The organism is Bacillus sp. B.PNR1 (genome assembly GCF_030386235.1).
Lineage (GTDB): Bacteria > Bacillota > Bacilli > Bacillales > Bacillaceae > Bacillus > Bacillus stercoris.
The window spans coordinates 286,003-308,325 of the sequence record NZ_JANYMN010000004.1 but is presented as its reverse complement, the minus strand read 5'-3'; the positions used below and the strand labels follow the sequence as shown (position 1 = coordinate 308,325).

Here is a 22,323-nt window from a genome sequence, read left to right as displayed (position 1 = left end):
AGGTTTTTAATGCAAAAGGCCTCTGCTTTGATGTAAGTAATCATTCACGTCGTTACGGGAGCTTTGAAAAAGGTGGAGCTGGCCTCCGTAGTTTTCGATCCATTGTGTGACGATTTTTTCAGTCATTTTTTCACCCTGATAGGCGTGTCCGGCTTTTGCATAGGTTGCTTCAAAATCGCTCCATAGCAGTTCCACCCATGTTTTCGCCTGTATATAGCTGATCATATCGTTCTTTTCCAGAAGCAGATTCGTCAGTTTCTCAATGTACATATTCATGTGTGCAGTCTCCTTTCTTCAGGAAAAAAATAACGCTTTATTACGTGGTGTTCTCCATATACTAACCTTACGTCTTCATCTGGAAAGACGCAACTTTTTGATCTCGAACCTAGGGGGATATGACATGGTCCGGAATAAAGAAAAAGGATTTCCTTACGAAAACGAAAACAAATTTCAGGGTGAACCGAGAGCAAAGGACGACTATGCTTCAAAGCGTGCTGATGGATCGATTAATCAGCATCCTCAAGAAAGAATGAGAGCCTCTGGCAAACGGTAAAGAAGAACAGCTGCATACACTGCAGCTGTTTTTACCCTTTATTGACTTGATATTCGTAGACGCTCTTCTTTTCTGATAAGTGTGCGAAGGTAGAAAGCACAAGTCCGCATGCGGTCATAAGCGCGCCGCCTGCAAACAGCCAGGAATAAGAGCCTGTTCCGCTTAAAATCATTCCGCCGATCCATGCACCAAGGGCATTAGCAAGGTTAAATGCTGATACGCTGACAGCTGCGGCAATGGTTGTGCCGCCCTCAGATGAGGAAATGACCTTTGTTTGCAGCAGAGGCGGCGTGCCGAATGCGCATGCCCCGAATAGGAACGTGGCCACAATAGCTGCAGCCGGGTAAATGGCGATGTACGGAAATACAGCCAGAACACCAATTAAACCGATCATTACGCCGATCATCGTCCGAGTCAGCAGAGGCAGCGGCACTTTTCCCGCAAAGAAATTCCCTGCAACGCCTCCCAAACCATACGCAAAGAGAGCGCCTGTAATGCCAACTGTGCTGAATCCGGCTGAATGTCTCAAGATCGGTTCGATAAAGGTGTAGGCGATAAAGACACCGGAATAGCCTAAAATGGTAATCGCGAAGGAAAACAGCACTTGTTTGTGTTTAAAAACCCCCCACTCATTCATTAGCATAGGGATCACTTTTGGTTTTCTGTTTGGCACGGCAGCCATAAGACCTAAAAATCCGATGACACCAAGTGCCGTAATGATGGAAAACACCGCTCTCCAATTCAGGACATCTCCGAGATAAGAACCGAATGGAACACCCAGCATTAGAGCTACTGTCAGTCCGCCGTTCATTGAAGCAGCGGCTGCAGCGCGCCTTTCCGGCGGAACCATTTCACTGGCGAAGACCATGGCTATCGCGAAGAATGCGCCGTGAATGGACGCAGATAAAATTCTTGAGACGGCCAGTACCGCAAAATTCGGTGCCAGTGCGCTCATCAGGTTTGAAAGGATAAAAATCGCCATCAGCCCAAGAAGCACAGGCTTTCTCGGGAGTTTGACAGAAATGATGGTGACGAGCGGTCCTGTCAAACAGACGCTTGCCGCGTAAGCCGTGACAAGAAGCCCTGCAGATGAAACCTGTATATGAAAGTCATTGGCAATCGACGTCAAAATACCCATCACCGCGTATTCTGTATAGCCGATTGAAAATGTACAAATCATAAGAACAAATATAATAAATTTTACAGATGGGTTTTTGATACTCAACGTCATCGCCTCCTTTGATATTAAAAAACAACGATTTCCATACTAAAAGATTTTTAAAGTGAATTCAATGATTTTTTCTTTAAGACCTCGTGTAAATGTGCTGCACAAAAAAAAGAGGCTGATGATCAGCCTCCCTGTTACGCTTTATTCTTTTTCTTTCAAAACTGAGATTGGCAGCGCTTCCTCTTGCTGAGGAGAAGAGGTTCTGTATCCCCATGCGAAAACGCCATTTAAATAACTGATGGTAAACTCGTCCTCAGTGTCTTCAACACGGTACGTTTCTCCCGGTGAGTAATCTTCCGGGTTCAGCAAATATGCTTTTGCCATCGTAATTTTCCGTTCGAGCACTGCCAGTTCGTTTATAATTCCATGCTGTTCGGCTTTTCTTGCTTTTTCAGAAAGTAATGCGATTTCAGTATTGAGTTCGTGCGGTGTCATTTGACTGTATCGTTTCTCCATTTTTTCAGCTACTCCTCTTCGTGCAGAAATTGTTCGATTAAATCGAGTGAGAATCCTTTGCGGAATAAAAATTGTTTGACCTTCATGGCGCTTTCATAGGAGCCGTCATAGCGGTATTTTCTAAGCGCTTTTTCTGCTTGAATGCGCAGCGCTTCTTTCTCTGTGTCTTCATCATTTTCATATTCAATCTGCTCTAGCGCCGCATTGATGACATCAAATGAGAAGCCTTTGCGCTGAAGCTGCATCTGGGCGCGCTGTTTGAGTTCTTTTGTCGAAAGCTTTTTATCTTTTTTGAGAAGCTTTTCAACATGCTTGACCGCTTCTCTTGTCTGATCTTCAAAGGAAAAAGAACTTAGCGCCTCCTTAATTGTATCGTCATCAATTCCCTTCGCTCTCAGCTCTCTGAACAAAACATCAGGTCCTTTTCCGTTTGTTTTTTTGTGGGTGCTGACATAGGCTGCGGCAAATTCCTGGTCGTTTAAGTACTTGTAATCGTTGAGCTTATGGATGACCTCCGCAATGACGGGTGGCGAGGTTTCTTTTTTCTTCAAGTGGTCCTCGACCTCTTTCGTTGACCGCATTCGATAGGATAAAAATTCAAGCGCGCGGTTGAAGCCTTTCTTCACTTCATCGCCGTATTGAATCTCAATGATGTCAAGATCATCAAGTTCTTTTCCCTTCTTGAGCTCATATTTCACGAGCACATCCGCGTCCACGCTGAAGGCGTATTTATCATCCAGAAAAATATTGAAGCGTTCCGTATTCTTTTTTTGCGCTGATATTTTTGTAATAAACGGCATCTTAATCTCCCTTCTCAGGCCTGAAACGTGTTTCCTTTTATTAAAATGAGGTAAAGTATATTTATTAGAACGATGAGGAGAGATGTTGATGAATATCGCAATGACGGGCGGAACCGGTTTTCTCGGCCGGCATCTGACAGGCGTTCTTACCCGCCAGGGACACCATGTTTATATTTTATCAAGAAACGCACGGGAAACTGAACAAAAAAATATGACATATGTCCAATGGCTGACGGAAGGAGCCGCCCCGGAGCAGGAACTTCCTCATATTGATGTCTGGATAAACCTTGCGGGAAAATCAATTTTTGGCCGCTGGACAGAAAAAACGAAGCAGGACATTCTCTCCAGCCGTATCAATGCGACGCGTGAAGTGCAGCGGCTTATTCGTAAACAGAAGGAGAAACCGAAGACATTGATCCAAGCCAGTGCTGTGGGTATTTACGGCACAAGCCTTGAGAAAACCTTTACAGAGGATTCTGCAACGTCAGATGAGGATTTTCTCAGCCATACTGCGCACCTGTGGGAAAAGGAAGGACAGAATATTGAGGCGATGGGCATCAGGACGGTTTATGCGAGATTTGGCGTGATGCTTGGAGAAAAAGGCGCTCTACCGCTTATGGTTCTCCCCTATAAGTTTCTGGCCGGCGGAACGATCGGAACAGGCAGACAGTGGCTGTCATGGATTCATGTCGAAGACGCAGCCCAGATGATCCGATTTGCGGTGGAAAACGCCGGCATCTCTGGCCCAATGAATGTCACCGCGCCCAATCCTGTGGAAATGAAACAATTCGGCAAAACGATTGCACGGGTGAAGCACCGCCCGCACTGGCTCCCCGTCCCGGAATTCTTTTTATCAAAAGCATTGGGTGAGATGAGTCTTTTGATTGTGAAAGGTCAGCGCGCTCTTCCTAAAAAAGCGATCACCTCTGGATTTCGTTTTACATATTCGGATCTTGCATTCGCACTCTTACAGCTGATAACGGACCGAAAGACTGTATAAAAACAGCAGGAAGCGTCAACCTTAAGGATAACATGGTTGAAGGAGGTCCTTTTTATGGAAAAAAAGAGGGAGAAGCACCAGCAAGGCGCCAACCTGAAGAAAATGCAGGAAGTTCTTTATTCAGGCGAATTTAAAAAAGCGGAAAAAGCTGCTAAGCGGAAGTAGGAATACATAGCCCCTTAAAACCAAATACTATCTTTGTTTGATATCACTTTTTAGGGGGAATTTGATATGGGCAGAAATCATATCCACAAAAACCGTGATAAAAACAAACAAAAGCTTCCACAAGTTCCCGATGCATTAAAAAGGGAAACTGACGGCGTTTACGAAGAATATTCAAGCGAGCTTGCTGATGCAAATGACCGCGAAGCGCAAGAGCGTGCGAAAGCAGCCGACAACAGAGCGAAAAAGAAATCTCGTTAATAAAAACCCCTTGTCTCCGTTTGAGACAAGGGGTTTTTTACATTTCAGTGAACCGGTCGCGGATCGGTGTGCGTTTTTTCACTTCCGGCGATTCGTCAGGATAACCCGTTTGTATGATGGCGGCGAAGCGTTCATTATCCTGTAAACCAAAGGCCTGATGGACTTCTTTGTCGTATAGGATTTTTCCGCTTTTCCAAACCATGCCGATTCCTTTTTCCCAAGCAAGAAGCTGAAGGTTTTGAATCAATGAGCTTGTTGCCGCAAAATCGTCGTCTCGCGCTCTTTCGTTTTCATCTTCCTGAAAAACGACGAGCAGAAAACCCGGAACGCGCCCAAGTGTGTTTTTGAAATTTTGAAGCTTTTCCTCTGTCATATCCGGCTTGGATTTCTTAGAGAACGCTGCAAATGTATTGATGAGGTTCGCTTTACCTGTCTCACTGGAAACGTAAATAAATCTCCATGGCTCTGTTACTCTGTGATTTGGCGCATATTTTGCCGTTTCAAGCATGTCAAGAATGACTTCTGCAGGTACTGGCCCTTGTTTAAACTTTCGAATCGATCTTCTGCTGCGTATGATGTCCCGCAGTTCTGAGTGCTGATGTATTTGTTCGGTTTGAGGCATACCGTTTCACCTTCCTATCCAATTGAAAATGATTATCATTTCATAATGATAACGGAAAGTGCATCTTGTTGTAAACCATCATCCGTATTAGATGTTAAAAATACGCGTTTCTGAGTAAACGGCCGTTCCTGTCATCTTCACTTTCACATGGCCGTCCGCTTCGTTCATTTCGATTTCGACTTTTCCGTCCTTTCCGATTTCCTGCCCTTGTTCAATGATAAATTTATGCTGCTCGGCATTGCCATAATGTTTCATATAAGCCCCCATCACGCCGGACGCTGTGCCGGTCACTGGGTCTTCAATTGTTCCCGAATACGGGGATGAAAAGTGGCGTCCGTGCAGGTCGCTGTCAGGATGAACGGTTTCAAAGGTAAACGGATGGACTGAAGCTTTTGGCAGATCAACTAACACTTCCGGAAATTGTTTGTTATCTGGCACCATCTTTTTAGAAGCCTCTAATGATTTAAGCGGAACGATGGCTGTCCATATCCCAGTGCTGCCAAACACAATCGGAAGGTCTTCATGAAAATCTTCATCGGTGATACCCAGTGCGTCCGCAAGTTTTTTCCGATCGCCTGTAAATGGTTTGAATTGCGGAGAAGCCTGTTCAAGCGTGATATGAATGCGGCCACCTTTTTCAGAAATGTTCACAGGCAGGATACCCGCTTTCGTTTGGATGCTGTACGTTTTACCGCTCTCCAGCATTCCTTTCTCACATAATGCGTAAAGAGAAGCAACTGTCGCATGACCGCACAAATTCATTTCGTGTCCAGGGGTAAAGTAACGGAGTTCAAGATCGGCCGACTCGCTTTTTCGGATAAAGGAGGTTTCTGAATACCCGGCACGTTCAGCTATGATCTGCATCTCGTCTTCCGTATAATCGTCTCCCTGCAAAACGACGCCTGCGGGGTTTCCTTTGCCGGGACTGCTTGTAAATGCTTCATATTTTAATACCTCTGCTTCTTTCATTCATCTGCCGCCCTTTCTTTATCAATGTCTCTGTCAGTATAGCAAAAATAATTACGAATCTTCAGTCATTATCAAAAAAACCCATTTCCTTTTTTAAGAAAATGGGTGTAACGATCAAGAATTTCTTGTTTTATAGAGCAAATAAATAAAATAAGGTGCGCCGATAGCCGCTGTAAAGACGCCGGCCGGCACTTCCACCGGAGCAAATAAGGTTCTGCCGACGATATCAGCTGTTAAAACGAGCAGAGCTCCAATAAGTGCCGACGTTGGGAGCAGCGCGCCATAAGATGAGCCGACAAGCCGTCTTGCAATATGGGGCGCCATCAGCCCGACAAAACCGATTGTGCCGGCAACTGAAACTGCACAACCCGTAAGAGCCGTACTCAAAAGGAGCAAGAAAAAACGATTTCGCTGCACAGCGCTTCCTGCACCCGCCGCAATATCTTCACCCAGCACCTGTATATTCATATTTTTTAGCGCGACAAAACAAATGAATAAGAGAATGACAGATAAGATAATAGCTAATTTTACATGCTGCCAGTTTGACCCATAAACTGACCCAGTGATATATACATTGGCTTGTGATGCCCGGTAAATCGGACCTTTGATCATCAACAGGGTAGTCATCGCCTGCGCCGACATTGAAAATCCGATTCCGATAAGCACCAGCCGAAATGTGGAGGCGCCATTTTTGTATGCCAGTAAATAGACGATGAGTCCGACAGCCGATGCGCCGATAAATGCGGCTGCTGGAAGCCATGACAGACTGATCGTAAGTGAACTGCTGCGGTCTGAGAAGAACATCATTAAAAGTACGACAGCTACTGCCGCTCCTCCCGTTATTCCGATAATATCCGGAGATGCGAGAGGGTTTCTGACGAGTCCCTGCAATATCGCGCCTGCCGCTGCCAAACAAACGCCGGCGCATAAAGCCGTCAAAATTCTTGGCATGCGGAACGACATGATCATCAGTTCATCCAGCTTGGAACCTGCGCCAAAGAATGTTTTTGCTACATCCCAGGGAGGAATAAACCTTTGTCCAAGACCGGCGCTTATGATGAGGACAGCAGCTGTTAATCCCAGTAAAACCAAAAAGACGATCCACGCTTTCTTTTCAGCCGCAGTAACGCCAAAACGAAGTTTCATAGCTTCGCCCCCCTTCTTGCGATGTACACAAACACAGGCATTCCGATGATGGCGGTCATGACCCCGACAGGAACTTCCTGAGGCATAATGATATATCGCGCACCAATGTCCGCGGAAACAAGCAGAATGGCACCCAAAACAGCGGAAAACGGCAGAACCCAGCGATAATCATTACCGACGACGAATCGGGCAAAGTGCGGAATAATGATGCCGATAAAGGAAATCGGCCCGGCAATGGCGACAGCAGATCCTGCTAGCAAGACAACACAAAGCGCCATCACGAATTTCAGCAGGCCCGTTTTTTGGCCGAGTCCTTTTGCCACATCTTCTCCCATCACAAGGAGATTTATTTTTTGGCCAAGAAAAAAGCAGATTACCAGCGCTGCCGCTGCATATGGAAACATCGTCATCAGCAGATCCAGACTCCTGCCCTGCACAGAGCCAGTCAGCCAAAATAGCACCTGGGCGAGCTCAAGTTCGTTGACAGACAGCAAGCCTTGCGTCAGAGAAGAAAACATGGCTGCCATGGCAGCTCCCGCCAGCGTCAATTTGATTGGTGTCAGCCCTTCTCTCCCAAACGAGCCTGCTGCGTAGACGATCGCAGCGGTAAATGCTGCCCCTAGAAACGAGCTCCATACTAGTGCCTGAGGTGATTGAATATGCAGAAAAAACGATCCGGCCACAATAAAAAAGCCGGCACCGGCGTTTATTCCGAAAATTCCCGGTGACGCAAGCGGATTTTTTGTGAGCGCCTGCATGAGTGCTCCCGCGGCTGCAAGCGAGGCGCCGACGACTGTGGCAACCAAAGCACGCGGAAGCCTGACGTCCTTGATGATGACATGCTCATTTGTACCGTTGAAGGAATGAAACGCTTGATAGACCTGTCCCCATGACGTACCTGTATAACCGTACACAACACTTGCGCAGACAGCTGCCAGTAAAATGAAAATCAGACATAATAACGTAATCCATTTTGAAGATGCCTTTTTGCAGATCATGATCTCATTCTCCCAGATTTACTATGTATTGTTTGTTTTTGAGAATAATCCTCAATTAGGGATTGACACTCTCACCACTGCTTATTATGATCTAAATGATAATGAATTTCAATATCGGGAGGAAAAAGATGAAAAAGCATATCAGCATGCTATTCGTATTTTTAATGACCCTTGTCGTACTTTCTGCCTGTAATAGTTCAGAAAGTTCAAGCAACAGCGAGGAGTCAAACAGCAAAACCAGAACGGTTAAACATGCAATGGGAACATCAGACAACATTCCCGCAAATCCAAAACGGATTGTTGTTTTAACAAACGAAGGCACAGAGGCGCTCTTAGCGCTTGGCATCAAGCCGGTTGGCGCCGTGAAGTCATGGAAGGGCGACCCGTGGTATGACTATCTGAAGGATGACATGAAAGGTGTTCAAAACGTCGGCCTTGAAACAGAACCGAATGTGGAAGCCATCGCAGAATTAAAGCCTGATTTGATTATTGGAAACAAAGTGCGCCAAGAAAAAATTTATGATCAGCTAAATGCGATTGCACCGACTGTTTTTGCTGAATCCTTGGCCGGGAATTGGAAGGATAACCTGATTTTATATGCCAACGCGGTGAACAAGGCGGATAAAGGCAAGAAAGCCATTGCCGATTTTGATAAACGCGCTGCCGATTTAAAAGAAAAGCTTGGCGACCAGACCAACAAAACAGTTTCTGTCGTACGCTTTTTATCCGGTGAATCAAGAATCTATTATACTGATTCATTCTCAGGAATTATTTTAGACCAGCTTGGCTTCAAACGCCCTGAAAAACAAGTGGAGCTGTTTAAGAAACAAAAGGACCAATTTACGTTCTCAACCGACAGTAAAGAATCTATTCCTGATATGGATGCTGATGTGCTGTTTTATTTCACTTATAAAGCCGATAATGCAAAGGAAAATGAAAAATGGGCCAATCAGTGGACAAGCAGTTCACTATGGAAAAACCTAAAGGCCGTGAAGTCAGGTAACGCACATGAAGTCGATGACGTCGTGTGGACAACTGCAGGCGGAATTAAAGCCGCAAACTACCTGCTTGATGATATTGAAACCTATTTCTTAAAAACGAAATAAAAAAAGACTCCGTCTTGTTAGACGGAGTCTTTTTTGCTTTTGCCAATCAGACGTGTAACGAGGAACATGGTGACAGAAAGAGATCTGTTTTTCCGATACGCCAGGTATTTCCCGCGCCACTCAGGTTTGTATTTTTCTTTAAAGGCCCTTAGGCCGCTGAAGCTGTACATGTATCTGACATTGTTAAAAATGACAGCGGCAAACCTTTCTGACCAGAAGGATGTAAAGGCAGTGCCGACATTGGACAAGGGTGCCATTCCCATATTAAATGACGTGCAGCCCTCTTCCTTTGCCCATAAAAACATGCGGATGAACAATGCGTCCATAATGCCATTTGGAGCGTCGCCGCGATAGCGCATCAGATCAACCGATATCTCTCCTTCCTGGTACATCGGCATGACATTTGCGAATGCAACGATCTCTCCCTCTGCATTTTTCATATAGGCGATCGGCGCTTTCTGTAAATAGGCAGGATCAAAAAATCCGAGCGAGAATCCCTTCTCCTTTTTCGAACCTAACCATTCGTCTGAGATTTGTTTCAGCTCCTCCAGAAACGCATCAGAAAATGGGGGATGATCCACATGGAAAGTATACTCCTCCCGCTCAAAGCGGTTATTGATTGCCCGAAGGCCGGCTTTTTTCTTCCCAGTCAAGGTAAATGTATGTAAATCTACATATGCTTCCTCGCCCAATTTAAAGAAGTTGTAGCCAAAATCGTGATACAGCGCCATGTCCTCTCGTTCAATTTGATAGAACAAAACACTGAATCCCTTCTGATGCGCTTCGTTCAGAAACTCTTCCAGCACGAGCGGGAATGAATCTCTTTGGCCAGACGGGTCGCCGAGCACGACCAGCCTTCTGGCGATTTTCCCAAACAGAAGCAATGCATTCCCGTCACTTGAAAAATAAAACCGCTTATCTCCAAGAAAGCCGAGATGGCTCAGCGCGTTGCCGCCTTTTTCATTGAGAAACGCAGCAAGACGCTCAGGGTCAGCTTTCTCTCCGATCGGTCGCGTTCTCTTATGATAGACCACTGTAAATATAAAGAAGAACAGCGGCACAATGATGATCGCCATGATGGTTGCATGTGTAATATGCGAGGTGCTGTGGACGAAATATTCATGACGCAGCACCTTCTTCATCCGATCCCAAATAAAGCCCGCAATCAGATTGTAGTTAAAGAGTGCCACAGTAAACAGCGCTACAGCGAAAATCAATTGTCCCAGTGTATAAGATGCCTGTTCGCGGACAAATTGTTTTTTCAATAGCACAAGCAATACGATAATCATCGGCAGTATGAATATCGCACTGATGTTAAGTCCTTTTAAAAAGCTGAACACAAACCCGCCGACAAGCGCTGTAATGGCCATCGTATAGGAGCGTTTTGTCCGTTTATAAAGCTCGATCGGCAATATCAGCAGAATGAGCGCTGAGCTTAAAGACAGACCGTTAAACAGCAAAAGAGCCGGGCGCGGAATGTGCGGTATAACCGTCAGCCTGTCAATCGGCAAGGAAACTGAGGCCAGGATAATCAGGCCTGCTACGAACACAATAAGCGAAAGCGAGCCTTGCAAAATTCTCACTAATACCGCACGCTGAACAACAAGCAGAACGTTTGTCGTCTCAATTGCCGGTGCGATGCGCGGGTTCGTTTCGAGCCGTTTCATTGTATTTTCCGTCAGGTCGCCTGCGGCAAAGAATAGTCCCAAAATGAATGGGATAAATGAATAGGCGAGTCTGTACAACACAATAGAAGTAACGATGGCCTCCTGATGATAGCCAAGCTGCTCCATCCCCAGCAAAAACAAAAGGTCAAACGAACCAAAGCCGCCCGGCACGAGGCTGATCATCCCGCCGATCGCCGCAATGACGAACACTCCGAACACATACCTGATATCAGCATGAACGCCCATAGCGAACAAAGCAAAATAGATGACGATCCCGGCCATGAGCCATTCAACAACGGAAGCTCCAATATATGCGAAAATCGGATTTTTCACTTTATCCGCATTTTCTTCGTCCCCAGCTTTGCGGTCTTTTATTTTGGACACTGCCAAGGATAGCGGCAATATCAGCGCAAAACCGATAACGACCGCCCACAGCCAAGGCTTTTCATGAATGACTTCATCCACCGGCAGCACTCGTGCAACGACAAAAATGCTGAAAACAGATAATCCGAGCAGCATAGATGATGTGAGCCAGGCGATTCCTTTCACGAGAGCCTTATGGTCTTTCGTATGCTCCTTATAAAACATCATTCTTAATCCGACTCCGGCTAAACCGCCGAATCCCAGCACATTATTAAATGAATTGGCGATCCAGGAAACCCTGAATACTTTTCCGTTTGTGATCGATAGGCGCAGTGAGTATTTCAGGACGTAATCATACAGAGACATGGCCGCTACAGCCAGCAAGCCGACAAACACAAGTATGAATAAGTCTGTTCGTTCCAGCCCGTTGATGACCATGAGCGTACGTTTGAAAGACAGATTTGTCAGTTCTTTTTTTGATTGATAAATAACAAATAGCAAAACAGCAATAGGAAAAACGATTTTTAATATTGATAAAGCATTCTTTTTAATCAGCAATGGTCTCTCCAATCATATTCTAGTTCGAATCTCTCCCCCAATAATCTCCAACTCATTATACACTACCGTTATTTCTCGGACAAAGTCCCGCATGCAGTTTCTGCTCACTTTCTTTCAGGAGTAGAAATCGAGTAATATGATAAGAGGAGTGAATGATGAGGAAGTGATGAAATGGAATATAATTTACACGATACAACGGTACTAAACGAAAACATTCTTTCATCGGAGGAGCGGGAAATATGGGTGCTCTATATGAAAGTCTTAACTTCTGCCGGGCTCGGTGATGTGTCCGAATGGATGAAGCTGGATATGAGCATGCCGCAAATGAAAGTGCTGATGCTATTAAACAACCATGGAACACTGAAAGTGAGTGACATTGCTGAAAAAATGGGGGCTTCCCTGTCTAATACAACAGGGCTGCTTGACCGGCTTGAAAAATCAGGATTTGTCAAACGCTCACATTCTGAAGAGGACCGCCGCTCAGTGGTTGTTCAGTTGACAGAAAATGCGAAAAATATTTTCCGGGGGTTGTATGAAAAAGGCCACCTGAAATTGAAGCGTTCATTGGAGCTGCTGTCCCCTGAAGAAAAGCAGGCTGTTTCCGAAGGGTTGTCTATCCTTTCAAGAGCATTAGAGAAAGCGAAAAAAGAATAGATCTGCAAGTCTGTCATCCGCAAACTGCGGAAACAGGCTTTTTTTATTTGACATTTAGTTCATTTAAAATGAATAATATATTTTGAGTGAACTAAAGAGGAGTTGATGAATATGTCTGAAGCATTAACAAAGCAGAAAAGCCAAAAGTGGGCAATCAGCCTGTTTACGATTGGCGTGTTTATGGCTGCTTTAGATAACGGAATTATTTCGGCTGCTTTAACAACGATAAACGAGTCGTTTGCTGTTTCTCCTTCTTGGGGATCATGGGGCATCACCCTTTATACGCTCGGTCTTAGCGTCAGTGTGCCAATCGTCGGAAAGCTTTCCGATCGCTACGGCAGAAAAAAACTCTTTCTCATTGAGGTTTGCCTGTTCGGACTTGGTTCTTTGCTTGTTGCTTTGAGCCAAAGCTTCCCGCTCTTTCTGATATCGCGGCTGATTCAGGCGCTTGGCGGCGGCGGGATTTTCATCATCGGCAGCTCGCACATTCTCGCTACGCTTCCAAAGGAAAAACAAGGAAAGGCGCTTGGACTGCTTGGCGCAATGAACGGCATGGCCGCTGTGCTCGGGCCCAATATCGGGAGCTTTCTGCTTGATTGGACCGGGTCTTGGCATTGGCTGTTTTTGATTAATTTGCCGATTGCCGTGCTATTGATTGTTTTCGGCGCATGTTTTATTGCGGAAACAAAAGCGCCTGAGGCTAAACGCCTCGATACGGCTGGCATCTTTCTTCTGTCCCTGTCGATTTTAGCCGTGATGTACGGCATGACGAACCTTGACGGGGCAAATCTCTTAAACAGCTTGGGACATCCGGAGGTTTATGGATGTATTATTTTTGGCATTCTTTGTTTTGCAGCGCTTATCACGTATGAAAAGAGAGTTGAAATGCGCGGGGGCGATCCGATTTTAGCGTATTCTCTGCTGCGAAACAACATGTTTCAGCGCACGCTTATCATCGGTTTGTTATCCGGGGGACTCTTGGCGGCAGTCATTTTTATCCCGTCATATGTCGAGCAGTATTTAGGAGTCCCTGCCGCAAAAGCAGGCTATTGGATGACACCTCTTGCGTTGGCTTCCGGAATCGGCGCTTGGCTTGGCGGAGCGCTTACCGACAAAAAAGGTCCTGTAAAAACCGTTATTCTTTCGGGAATCATTTCATGTGCGGGGTTTGCTTTATTTCCGCTCTGGGTGACGGAAAAATGGGAGTTTGTGATCGCAAGTGTGGTGGCTGGGATCGGCTTTGGCTTTCTGTTAGGCGCTCCGCTAAACGTCCTTGTATCAGAAGCGGCTAAAACAAATAAAGGCACAGCGCTTGGCACGCTTTCATTAGTAAGGCAAATTGGACTGACCTTGGCGCCTACTCTTTACGCAGGTTTTATCACGGCCGGGTTTGACCAAATCGGTGATGAAATCAAGAGCCGCTTATCGGACAGCGGGCATTCAGAAAAGGCGAGGCAGATGATTCCGGAGATCGACAGTTCTGATGTTTCTACTTTACAAGAACAAGTTGAACGCATTCCCGTTCCTGAAGTCAAAGCCGCGATAAGCGATGCCATTCATGCGAGTGTCGCCAGCGGCTATGACCATTTATATGCAGCGGCTGCTGTGATCTCACTGCTAGTGATTGCCGCTATCAGTATTCCAGCTTTCCGCCGGCAAAAGCGTTAAGACCACCCCATCCGTTTGGAAAGCTCTGTAATATGAGCGGTATGGTGATGTGAGTGCCAGACATACAGGCCGAGCGCGTTCTCCAGGGTAATAACCTCCTTTGTATCAGGGTGATAAAACCCGCGCTGAAATTGCTGATCCGTCAGAGTGCGGAGCAGAGCCGTCCATCTTCCGTGAAGCTCCTGCAAAAGGGCGAGTGAACCGCTCGGATCTGCCGTTTTCGAGTCTTTTAACTCCGACCATGCTTTTTCATCATACGGACGGATAGCCGGCGTCTCTTCCGTCAAGCTCAATTTAAAACGAATATAGCTGTTCATATGACTGTCAGCCAGATGATGAACAACTTGCCGAACAGTCCATCCACCGTCCCGGTACGGTGTGTCAAGCTGGCTGTCCGTCATGCCTTCTACGGCTTGCTTCAGTTGGGCAGGCACTTTTTCAAGGGCTTGTATCCATTCATCTTTTTGCTCCTTCGATATGGATTCCCTCGGCTTGTATTCTCCTATTGGGTAGCTTAGGTTGTCTGTTGTCATGCATGTTCCCCCTTCTTTTCACTCTTCTCCTTTATTTTACAAGAAAAAGATTGTGTCTTGCGTCTTTTTCCCATACAATAAAAAAACGACACTAGTGTCATTTTTATTTTTTAGGAGGATGAATCATGGAAAAACCGTTGTTTCGCACTCAAAAAGGGCTGATGACACTGTTAGCCTCACAAACCATTTCTTCACTTGGAGACTGGCTTCACATTTTGGCCGTGCTAACGTTAGCCGCTTTTCAGCTGGATGCTTCACCATTAGATATGTCGTTTTTAATGATGTCATTTGCTTTGCCTGTCATTGTACTTGGACCTGTATCGGGCCTACTCGCCGACCGTTTTGACAGAAAAACGATTATGTTTCTGTCTGAAATCGGCCGTGCCCTCACCGTTATCAGCTGCGTTTATGTCAGTGAGCTTTGGCAGCTTTACGTATTGCTATGCGTTCAGAGCTGTTTTTCTTCACTTTTTTCACCTGCTAAAAACGGAAAGCTTAAGGAATTGGCGCCGGAAGCACACCTCCAGCAGGCTGTTTCCGTCAGCAGCATCATTGATAACAGTTCAAAAATCTTCGGCCCTGCCCTCGGCGGCACGCTGATCGCTGCTTTCTCGATACATTCTGTTTTTTATATAAACGCCGGCGCCTTCTTTCTTTCCGCTGTCATTTTGTTTTTCCTCCCCAGAGATGCTTTTTTACAAAAAGCCAATACACCTCAAGAAAAAACATCAGCACTTACTTCTATCAAGGAAGGCCTTCAGTTTTTGAAACGGATGCCGCTTCTTTTAACAGGCTTACTCACAGCTTGTGTCGTTCTCTTTATTTTGCAGATTGGTGATTCCCAAGCGATTATTCTTATCCGCTCCTTTTCAGGAGCTCCGCCCGAGCTTGCAGGCTGGTGCATGGCCGTAAGCGGCGCCGGCATGCTCCTTACGGCGGTCATTGCCGGCAGACGGCAGATCACTTCTTATTTGCTTTATTTCTCAACTGGAACCCTTCTTCTTGGACTAGCGACTGGAGGTGTGCCATTTCTAACCGGTATGGGCATTGCCGGCATGGCTCTTTTTATATTTGCTTTTTTCATCATGGGGGCGGCTTTCGGCCTCGTCCATATTCCATTTCAAATTCTCGTGCAAGCAACAGTGCCTGTCGATTACAGCGGCAGGGTGTTTGGCGCCATTCAAAGCGCGACAACCCTCGCCTCCATCCTCGGCATGGCGGGCGGGGGCGTGCTGGCGGAATGGATCGGTGTTTCACTTGCTTTTCTTGTCTGTGGCTGCTTGCTGATCATGATTGGGTTGATTACACTTGTAGGTAAGAAAGTTTCAGAAAGCAGGCGATATCTTGTCACCGAAAGTAACAAAGGAGCACAAGGATAAACGGCAGGCAGAGATTTTAGAGGCTGCCAAAACGGTTTTTAAACGAAAAGGATTCGAATTAACGACGATGAAGGACGTTGTGGAAGAATCAGGTTTCAGCCGAGGCGGTGTCTATCTTTATTTTTCAAGCACTGAGGAGATGTTTCGCCGCATTATTGAAACAGGGCTGGATGAAGGACTCCGAAAGCTTGATAAATCAGCTGAACACCAAAGTGTTTGGGCCGCCATTTCAATCTATTTGGATGAACTAACTGAGGGCCTGCGTGATGTAGCAGATACGCTGGCGCCGGTGCAATTTGAATATTTAGTGACAGCTTGGCGGAATGAAGAGCGACGGCAATACTTGGAGAAGCGGTATGATCTTTTTGTAGAAAGATTTTCAAAGCTATTGCAAAAAGGGATCGATCAGGGAGAGTTTCAGCCGGTTCAGCCTCTTGCGACTATCGCCAAGTTTTTCCTCAATATGAATGACGGCATCATTCAAAACGCCCTGTATTTCGATGAAGAAAAGGCTGATGTATCTGGACTTGCTGAGTCTGCAAAACTATATTTAAAAACAGTTCTGCAAGCGGATGAGAAATAAAAACAAGCGGCAGGAGCCCCCTGCCGCTTGTTTTTTACCCTGCGTGATCACGCACTTCGACTATTACCTTCTTCTGTTTTGGCTGATAAACCTTCCCCACAAATAAATACCCGTATTTGAACTTATTCAGCGCCCACGAGGTCAGAATCGGGCCGGCTGTACACACGGCAAACAGCAGGAGAACAGCCGGTACGGCGGGAATTTCGGGCATATTCAAAAGCAACACGTAGCCTATCATCATAAAATAGGCATGGAGCAGATAAATCGAAAAGGAATAGTTGCTGATAAACATCATGATTTTCGGCACATGCTTCATTTTAGAAAACAAGTGAAAGCACAGGAAAATCATGCTTGTCGAATACAGCATGATATCAGGCCGCTTCGAGCTGATCATGCCGATTTCGCCGACATAAGAAACAGTGACAACCAGCGCACCAGAAGCAATTGCGCAACCGTATACGACCCAGCGGTATTGGTTCAGCAGCGCTAAGAAACGCTTGTACTCTTTTCCGCAATAGTAGGCTAGACAAAAGTAGAAAAGCCAGCCTGCGAACGGAACCCAGAAGAACGGAAATGACCCGCCCTCTTCAGAAGCAGGAGCCGGGCTGACTGCGGAGAAATAGCTTAAATAAGCGGCTGTCACCACAAATGAGATAGACAGCACCCATTTCAGAGATGCTTTTTTCAAATACTCATGAAACATCATATGCAGAATGTAAAACTGAAAGATGACGAGAATGAAGTACCCGATAAAGTTTCCTAGGAATACATTCGCCAGATACTTTTGCACAAACGCGAGAAAGGTTATCTCTCCCCCCATCGCACTGGTCATCAGCAGGGCATCAATGGCCGCGATAAATAAAAAAGGAACAAAAATCACTTTTCCCCGCTTCTTTAAAAAACCTTCTGGCACCCCGTCAGGATAAGAACGGGCCAGTAAAAATTCAGAGATGAAAATAAAAGCGGGCGTGCTGAACATCAGGAGAGTACGGAAAGAATCAACAGTGTGAGAAACATCTGCAAGAGCTTCTGCCTGAAGCATCAGGACCATTGAAATGATATGGAGCAGGACGACACTTAAGCACGAAATGCAGCGGATCATAAAAATTTCTTTAATTTGCATGACAGCGCTCCTTTTATTTCAAATTGACAGAAATCGATGGTTGTACCTTAACATGTCTGTTCTATTTGAAAAAGTGCCTGATGTCATATAATGACGTATGCATGATAGACTAAGGTCATAAGACCCTATGGCTTTCTCAGACGAAAAAACCCGCTGTAACGGAGACAGCAGGTTGTTTTATGGAGATATAGATATTGCGGCTCATATTAAGAGAGGATTCCCCATTATACATAAAAAAACAATATCGTTTATATTTTTCTAAAAATTAAATGCAAATCTCTTTTATCACATCAATGGAGATGAATCGGATACGTCTGACATACCTTTTATTTTCATTTCCCAAGTGGCCCGGTTGTGTTCCCTTCCACCCTTTTCTATAATAAGGGGAATAGGCAGTTAGAATCACAGTTGAGCACCGACTCATCTGTTTTTCGAAACAGCCATAGACACGGAGGATAGCATGAGAGTATTAAAATACGCCATATTAGGGCTTTTGCGAAAAGGCGAATTGAGTGGATACGACATTACGAGTTATTTTAAAGAGGAGCTTGGCCAATTTTGGAGCGCCAAGCACAGCCAGATTTATCCCGAGCTCAAAAAGCTGACGGATGAAGGATTTATCACGTTCCGGACAACGATTCAGGGCACAAAGCTGGAGAAAAAGATGTACACCCTGACAGACAGCGGAAAGCAGGAACTGCATGACTGGCTGATCCGCCATCAGCCGATACCGGAGACGGTGAAGGATGAATTTATGCTGAAGGCATACTTTATTTCTTCTCTATCACGGCAGGAGGCTTCAGAATTGTTTACAGACCAGCTTCTAAAACGCAAGGCCAAGCTGTCTGACCTGCAGGAAAGCTATGAAAAGCTAATGGCTTCAGCAGAGCCGATGTCGTTTTCTTCACCGGACTTCGGCCACTACCTCGTGCTGACGAAAGCGCTGGAGAGAGAGAAAAATTACGTTTCTTGGCTGGAATCGATTTTAGCTATGATCGATAAGGATTAACCGGGAGCGTCCTTTACGTAATGCATGGGTTTGCCCACATAAAAAAATCATCTGTCCCTCGGACAGATGATTTTTTTAAGCTCGGAGCGCTTTCAGCCCCGCTGCGAAAGTGATCGCCGCAAATGCAAGCAAAATGCCGCAGATCCCGAGAATATCTGTGACGCGGGCACCGTTAGCGATAATCTCAGTCAGCCCGCTCATTGCCCACTTTTGGGGAAGAAATTCAGCGATGGATTGCATAAATTTCGGTTCAATGTCGATCGGCCAATACATTCCGCTCACCATACACGTTGCAATGACGAACAAGTTGCCAAACGCGAGCTGCTGTTCTGGCGTTTTGACATTGGCCGCAATCATCAATCCAATGCCGACAACGGTCAGCAAAAATAGCGAGACCAACACCATAACCGCAGCCGGATTCCCCCAGTTGATGCCAAACAGCCAATGGGTTGCGAGAAGCAAAATGCCAAATTGAATCCAGCCAATGACAAAGAAGGACAGCACATACCCAGCACCGATTTCTACTCGGCTGACAGAGGCTGTAAGCAATCTGGACCAGACGCCGTTTTTTCTTGCTTCTAAAATGGTTCCAGCCGCTCCCATCATGGTCAGCATGACAAATAGGATGGAAAAGCCTGCTGCTCTGGAGGCTGTGTCACTCGCTTCCACACCCTCTTTTTTATCGCTGAGCGTCTGTCGTTTTACAGCCGGAGCTGAATCTTCATGTTTTTTGGCGAAAACTGTTTTATACGCCGCCTTCCAGCTCTCTCCCGCTGTCTGAGCTGCCGTTTTCGCCGCGGTAACCTGAATATTGAGCGTTGCCAATGTGCTTTCTGCATATTGTTTGACCATCGGCGCTTCCGACAGCTCGGGGCCGTGACGGAAAATCAGCTCAGGATGTTTGCCTTTTTCCAGCTGTGTCTGGAACGAGCGGGAAATGACGATGATCCCGACAATTTTCTTTTGTTTCAGCTTTTCTGACGCTTTGTTTTCAGACATGCTTTCGAATGTATACATATTATCGTGCGCCTTCAGCTGCCGAGTATAATGCTGTGAGAGAATCGTGTCGTCCTGATCAACGATTGCAAGCCGCACTTTATCATCATTTCCGCTGAGCATGCTCCCAAATACAAAGGTAAGCAACAGCGGGGCAGCAAACATGATTAAATAGTTCTGCGGCTTCTTAAAAATGAGAGAAAGCTCAATGCCGCAAATGGCTATGATTTTTTTCACCCTGGTGTACCTCCTTATCTTGTATGAAGCCGTCTGATACCAATTACAAGTGAGCAAAGCCCAATCCCCGCAAAAAGAAGCACAGGCTTTTGAAGGTCAGCCCAGCCTCCCCCTTCCATTAAAGAAAGAAAGCCGTCAAGCGCCCAGCGATTTGGCACAGCTTTAGATACAGTCTGCAAGACGTCCGGAAATTGGTACAGCGGCAGCATGGACCCGCCGAGAACTGCAAGCAATTGAATACCGAAGCCGCCGATCGCATCCGCAGATTTCATATCGCTGAGGAAGGACGCAAGCAGCATTGAAATGCCGGATACAGCAGCGGCGTAAGAAAGCCCGAGAACACTCACAAACAGCAGATTGCCGCCCCAGTCCACACCAAAAACATTGATTGTGACGATCAGAAATATGAAAAATTGTATGATGGCAAACAGATATGTCCCAAGCCATTTTCCGAAGAGAATGACAGATTTTTGCGCGGGCGTCATCAGCATTCTGGCAAGCGTCTCCGTATCCTTTTCCTGTAAAAATGATTTCGCCCCGACTGTCATATGAAACAGCATAAACATGCAAAGCATTGCAGCCGAATAGTATTGAAAACTGGTAACTGCCTTGCTGCCAACAGATTTTTCCTTAATAGTAAGTTTGTCGCCCGTTTCTCTTTCAAGTGTCTTTGTCAGCTTTTCTGCAAACTGTGCAGTGTCAAGTTTTCCTTGCTGTACAGCTGCCGTTTTGCTGACGTAATCCATTGAAGCTGACGCGGCTTCTTTTACCGCTTTATATTGGTCTATAAAAGAGCTGGCAGCTGTTTCGATGATGGAACTTTTTAATGTTTGATCAGGAGCGGCATAAACAACAGCTGATGTTTTGCCGGATTCCCAATGTTTCGGAATGACAATACCTACATCGATTTTCTTTTCATCAAGCAGTTTCTTCATCTTGTCTTCGCTGGTTGCTTGTGTGGCCTTTATCGACTTCATTTTTTTGAGCACATCTTTCGTAAACATGTTCGCTGCATCTGACTGATCTGGTTGAACGTAGCCGACTTTGATCTCATCAATCCCGCTGCCTCCGTCAACAACTGACCCGAGCGCCGCTCCTAAAATACAGGTTAGGATCAGCGGCATTAGGATAAGCATCATAAACCCTTTTCTGTCCGTGATTCTGATTTTGACATCTTTCCATGCGATCCATATGCTTTTTTTCATAGCCGTTCCCCCTTAATCCCGCAACGTGCGGCCGGTCAAATTCAGAAACAGGCGCTCCAGATTTGGTTCCTGCACCTGAAGAGACAGCAGGTTTATATGATGGGCAGCGGCTTCAGCAAGCAGGCTTGTGACGACTTTCTCATGATGGGCCGCAGCAATGTCAATTTTGAGCTCTGGGTCATGTACTGTCACATCATTCACATGAGCCAAAGAACGGATCGCAAAAAGAAACGCTTCATCGATCCCGCTGACCGTGAGCTGAATGATGGTATCGCCTCCAAGACGGCTGCACAAATCAGTTTTTGTACCGATCGCAATCATTTCGCCCTGATCAATAATTCCGATCCGATCGCATAAAAACTCAACCTCTTCCATGTAATGACTCGTATAGATCACCGTCATGCCCGATTCGTTGAGCTGTTTCACCGTTTCTAAAATATGATTTCTTGACTGAGGGTCAATACCGACAGTCGGTTCATCCATAATCAGCAGCTCGGGCTTATGCATTAAAGCCGCACCGATGTTGATTCTTCGCTTCATCCCTCCGGAGAATGTTTCAATTTTATCTTTGGCACGCTCAGTCAGGCCGACGTATTCGAGGACCTCTGCCGATCTTTTTTTAGCCTCACCGTGCGTAAGTCCGTACATTTTCCCCCAAAACATAAGATTCTCATGAGCCGTGAGCGTCGGATATAAAGCAATTTCCTGCGGGACAACACCGATTTTTTGTTTCGCTTTAGCTGTTTCTTTACCGATGACACAGCCGCCGACTGTGATGTTCCCGCTGTCATGCGGCACAAGGCCGGAAATCATTGAGATGGTTGTGGATTTTCCCGCACCGTTTGGCCCGAGCAGCCCGAATGACTCCCCCTTTTGGAGGGAAAATGAAATGCCTTTCACGATTGTTTTTTTCCCATATGCCTTTTTGATGTTTTCTGCTTGCAGCACGTTGTTTCACTCCTTTTTTACTCCCATTGCCATTGTAGAAAAAAGAAAGGCGTGCGGCATGTAGCGCCGGATAGAATGTAAGGCATGAAAAAAAAGGCC

At 45.9% G+C, this 22,323-nt stretch carries 24 protein-coding genes; 10 read left to right on the top strand and 14 right to left on the bottom strand.

Annotated elements, in window-relative coordinates; translation table 11 throughout:
- Positions 1-6: 6 nt before the first annotated feature.
- Positions 7-276 (bottom strand): YfhJ family protein, encoded by a 270-nt coding sequence (locus NZD81_RS20280; protein ID WP_014663267.1) that lies wholly within the window; start codon positions 274-276, stop codon positions 7-9.
- 124 nt (positions 277-400) lie between these two features.
- On the opposite strand from NZD81_RS20280, the gene NZD81_RS20275 reads away from it, so the two are divergent.
- Complete coding sequence (locus NZD81_RS20275; protein ID WP_003223241.1) at positions 401-553, top strand: small, acid-soluble spore protein K; 153 nt, start codon at positions 401-403, stop codon at positions 551-553.
- A gap of 31 nt (positions 554-584) precedes the next feature.
- Here the strand turns inward: NZD81_RS20275 and NZD81_RS20270 are convergent, their stop codons facing one another.
- The 3 genes from NZD81_RS20270 to recX form a co-directional block, all read right to left on the bottom strand.
- On the bottom strand, positions 585-1,778 hold the full coding sequence (locus tag NZD81_RS20270) for an MFS transporter (RefSeq protein WP_014663266.1): 1,194 nt from the start codon (positions 1,776-1,778) through the stop codon (positions 585-587).
- A gap of 144 nt (positions 1,779-1,922) precedes the next feature.
- Complete coding sequence (locus tag NZD81_RS20265) at positions 1,923-2,237, bottom strand: YfhH family protein (RefSeq protein ID WP_014476208.1); 315 nt, start codon at positions 2,235-2,237, stop codon at positions 1,923-1,925.
- 8 nt (positions 2,238-2,245) lie between these two features.
- Positions 2,246-3,037, bottom strand: coding sequence for a recombination regulator RecX (gene recX / locus NZD81_RS20260; RefSeq protein WP_069149210.1), 792 nt, complete (start codon positions 3,035-3,037; stop codon positions 2,246-2,248).
- Between the two features lie 88 nt (positions 3,038-3,125).
- On the opposite strand from recX, the gene NZD81_RS20255 reads away from it, so the two are divergent.
- From NZD81_RS20255 to NZD81_RS20245, 3 genes are all read left to right on the top strand, one after another.
- Complete coding sequence (locus NZD81_RS20255; RefSeq protein ID WP_014663263.1) at positions 3,126-4,037, top strand: TIGR01777 family oxidoreductase; 912 nt, start codon at positions 3,126-3,128, stop codon at positions 4,035-4,037.
- Between the two features lie 54 nt (positions 4,038-4,091).
- Positions 4,092-4,202, top strand: a complete 111-nt coding sequence (locus NZD81_RS20250; RefSeq protein ID WP_003223230.1) for a YfhE family protein — start codon at positions 4,092-4,094, stop codon at positions 4,200-4,202.
- A 66-nt stretch (positions 4,203-4,268) separates the two neighbouring features.
- Positions 4,269-4,460 carry a YfhD family protein gene (locus NZD81_RS20245; RefSeq protein WP_014663262.1) on the top strand — a complete coding sequence of 64 codons (192 nt, stop codon included), beginning with the start codon at positions 4,269-4,271 and terminating at the stop codon, positions 4,458-4,460.
- Between the two features lie 37 nt (positions 4,461-4,497).
- On the opposite strand, the gene NZD81_RS20240 is transcribed toward NZD81_RS20245, so the two are convergent.
- The 4 genes from NZD81_RS20240 to NZD81_RS20225 all read right to left on the bottom strand — a co-directional run bounded on the left by NZD81_RS20240 (position 4,498) and on the right by NZD81_RS20225 (position 8,195).
- Positions 4,498-5,082 (bottom strand): nitroreductase family protein, encoded by a 585-nt coding sequence (locus tag NZD81_RS20240; protein WP_014663261.1) that lies wholly within the window; start codon positions 5,080-5,082, stop codon positions 4,498-4,500.
- An 87-nt stretch (positions 5,083-5,169) separates the two neighbouring features.
- The gene (locus NZD81_RS20235; protein WP_282374098.1) at positions 5,170-6,051 is read right to left on the bottom strand and encodes a PhzF family phenazine biosynthesis isomerase; all 882 of its coding nucleotides are present in this window, start codon (positions 6,049-6,051) and stop codon (positions 5,170-5,172) included.
- A gap of 114 nt (positions 6,052-6,165) precedes the next feature.
- Positions 6,166-7,197, bottom strand: coding sequence for a FecCD family ABC transporter permease (locus NZD81_RS20230; RefSeq protein WP_136655060.1), 1,032 nt, complete (start codon positions 7,195-7,197; stop codon positions 6,166-6,168).
- A complete protein-coding gene (locus tag NZD81_RS20225; protein WP_014663258.1) occupies positions 7,194-8,195 on the bottom strand; it encodes a FecCD family ABC transporter permease in 1,002 nt (333 codons plus the stop codon). The genes NZD81_RS20230 and NZD81_RS20225 overlap by 4 nt, the downstream gene beginning before the upstream one ends.
- Positions 8,196-8,323: 128 nt before the next feature.
- On the opposite strand from NZD81_RS20225, the gene NZD81_RS20220 reads away from it, so the two are divergent.
- Entirely contained in the window at positions 8,324-9,301 is a 978-nt protein-coding gene (locus tag NZD81_RS20220) for an ABC transporter substrate-binding protein (protein ID WP_206868479.1), read from the top strand.
- A gap of 17 nt (positions 9,302-9,318) precedes the next feature.
- On the opposite strand, the gene mprF is transcribed toward NZD81_RS20220, so the two are convergent.
- On the bottom strand, positions 9,319-11,889 hold the full coding sequence (gene mprF, locus NZD81_RS20215) for a bifunctional lysylphosphatidylglycerol flippase/synthetase MprF (protein WP_282374097.1): 2,571 nt from the start codon (positions 11,887-11,889) through the stop codon (positions 9,319-9,321).
- A 171-nt stretch (positions 11,890-12,060) separates the two neighbouring features.
- Between mprF and NZD81_RS20210 the strand changes: the two genes are divergently transcribed.
- Positions 12,061-12,543, top strand: coding sequence for a MarR family transcriptional regulator (locus NZD81_RS20210; RefSeq protein WP_014663255.1), 483 nt, complete (start codon positions 12,061-12,063; stop codon positions 12,541-12,543).
- Positions 12,544-12,654: 111 nt separating this feature from the next.
- A complete protein-coding gene (locus tag NZD81_RS20205; protein WP_172641138.1) occupies positions 12,655-14,211 on the top strand; it encodes an MFS transporter in 1,557 nt (518 codons plus the stop codon).
- Here NZD81_RS20205 and bstA read toward each other — a convergent pair.
- Positions 14,208-14,744 carry a bacillithiol transferase BstA gene (bstA, locus tag NZD81_RS20200; RefSeq protein ID WP_040083690.1) on the bottom strand — a complete coding sequence of 179 codons (537 nt, stop codon included), beginning with the start codon at positions 14,742-14,744 and terminating at the stop codon, positions 14,208-14,210. The two genes, NZD81_RS20205 and bstA, sit on opposite strands and share 4 nt — an antisense overlap.
- A gap of 125 nt (positions 14,745-14,869) precedes the next feature.
- Here bstA and NZD81_RS20195 point away from each other — a divergent pair, with 125 nt between their 5' ends.
- Positions 14,870-16,123 (top strand): MFS transporter, encoded by a 1,254-nt coding sequence (locus tag NZD81_RS20195; protein WP_282374096.1) that lies wholly within the window; start codon positions 14,870-14,872, stop codon positions 16,121-16,123.
- Positions 16,089-16,706 carry a TetR/AcrR family transcriptional regulator gene (locus NZD81_RS20190; RefSeq protein ID WP_040083693.1) on the top strand — a complete coding sequence of 206 codons (618 nt, stop codon included), beginning with the start codon at positions 16,089-16,091 and terminating at the stop codon, positions 16,704-16,706. The genes NZD81_RS20195 and NZD81_RS20190 overlap by 35 nt, the downstream gene beginning before the upstream one ends.
- A gap of 34 nt (positions 16,707-16,740) precedes the next feature.
- On the opposite strand, the gene NZD81_RS20185 is transcribed toward NZD81_RS20190, so the two are convergent.
- Positions 16,741-17,829 (bottom strand): acyltransferase family protein, encoded by a 1,089-nt coding sequence (locus tag NZD81_RS20185; RefSeq protein WP_147773067.1) that lies wholly within the window; start codon positions 17,827-17,829, stop codon positions 16,741-16,743.
- 460 nt (positions 17,830-18,289) lie between these two features.
- Between NZD81_RS20185 and padR the strand changes: the two genes are divergently transcribed.
- Positions 18,290-18,838: a transcriptional regulator PadR gene (padR, locus tag NZD81_RS20180; RefSeq protein WP_069149200.1), complete on the top strand. Its 549-nt coding sequence runs from the start codon at positions 18,290-18,292 to the stop codon at positions 18,836-18,838.
- A gap of 75 nt (positions 18,839-18,913) precedes the next feature.
- Here the strand turns inward: padR and lnrN are convergent, their stop codons facing one another.
- The 3 genes from lnrN to lnrL are packed head-to-tail and all read right to left on the bottom strand — an operon-like array spanning position 18,914 to position 22,224.
- Positions 18,914-20,071 (bottom strand): linearmycin resistance permease LnrN, encoded by a 1,158-nt coding sequence (gene lnrN, locus NZD81_RS20175; RefSeq protein WP_148343825.1) that lies wholly within the window; start codon positions 20,069-20,071, stop codon positions 18,914-18,916.
- Positions 20,072-20,085: 14 nt separating this feature from the next.
- Complete coding sequence (gene lnrM / locus NZD81_RS20170; RefSeq protein WP_136655052.1) at positions 20,086-21,276, bottom strand: linearmycin resistance permease LnrM; 1,191 nt, start codon at positions 21,274-21,276, stop codon at positions 20,086-20,088.
- A 12-nt stretch (positions 21,277-21,288) separates the two neighbouring features.
- Positions 21,289-22,224: a linearmycin resistance ATP-binding protein LnrL gene (gene lnrL / locus NZD81_RS20165; protein ID WP_282374095.1), complete on the bottom strand. Its 936-nt coding sequence runs from the start codon at positions 22,222-22,224 to the stop codon at positions 21,289-21,291.
- Positions 22,225-22,323: the final 99 nt, after the last annotated feature.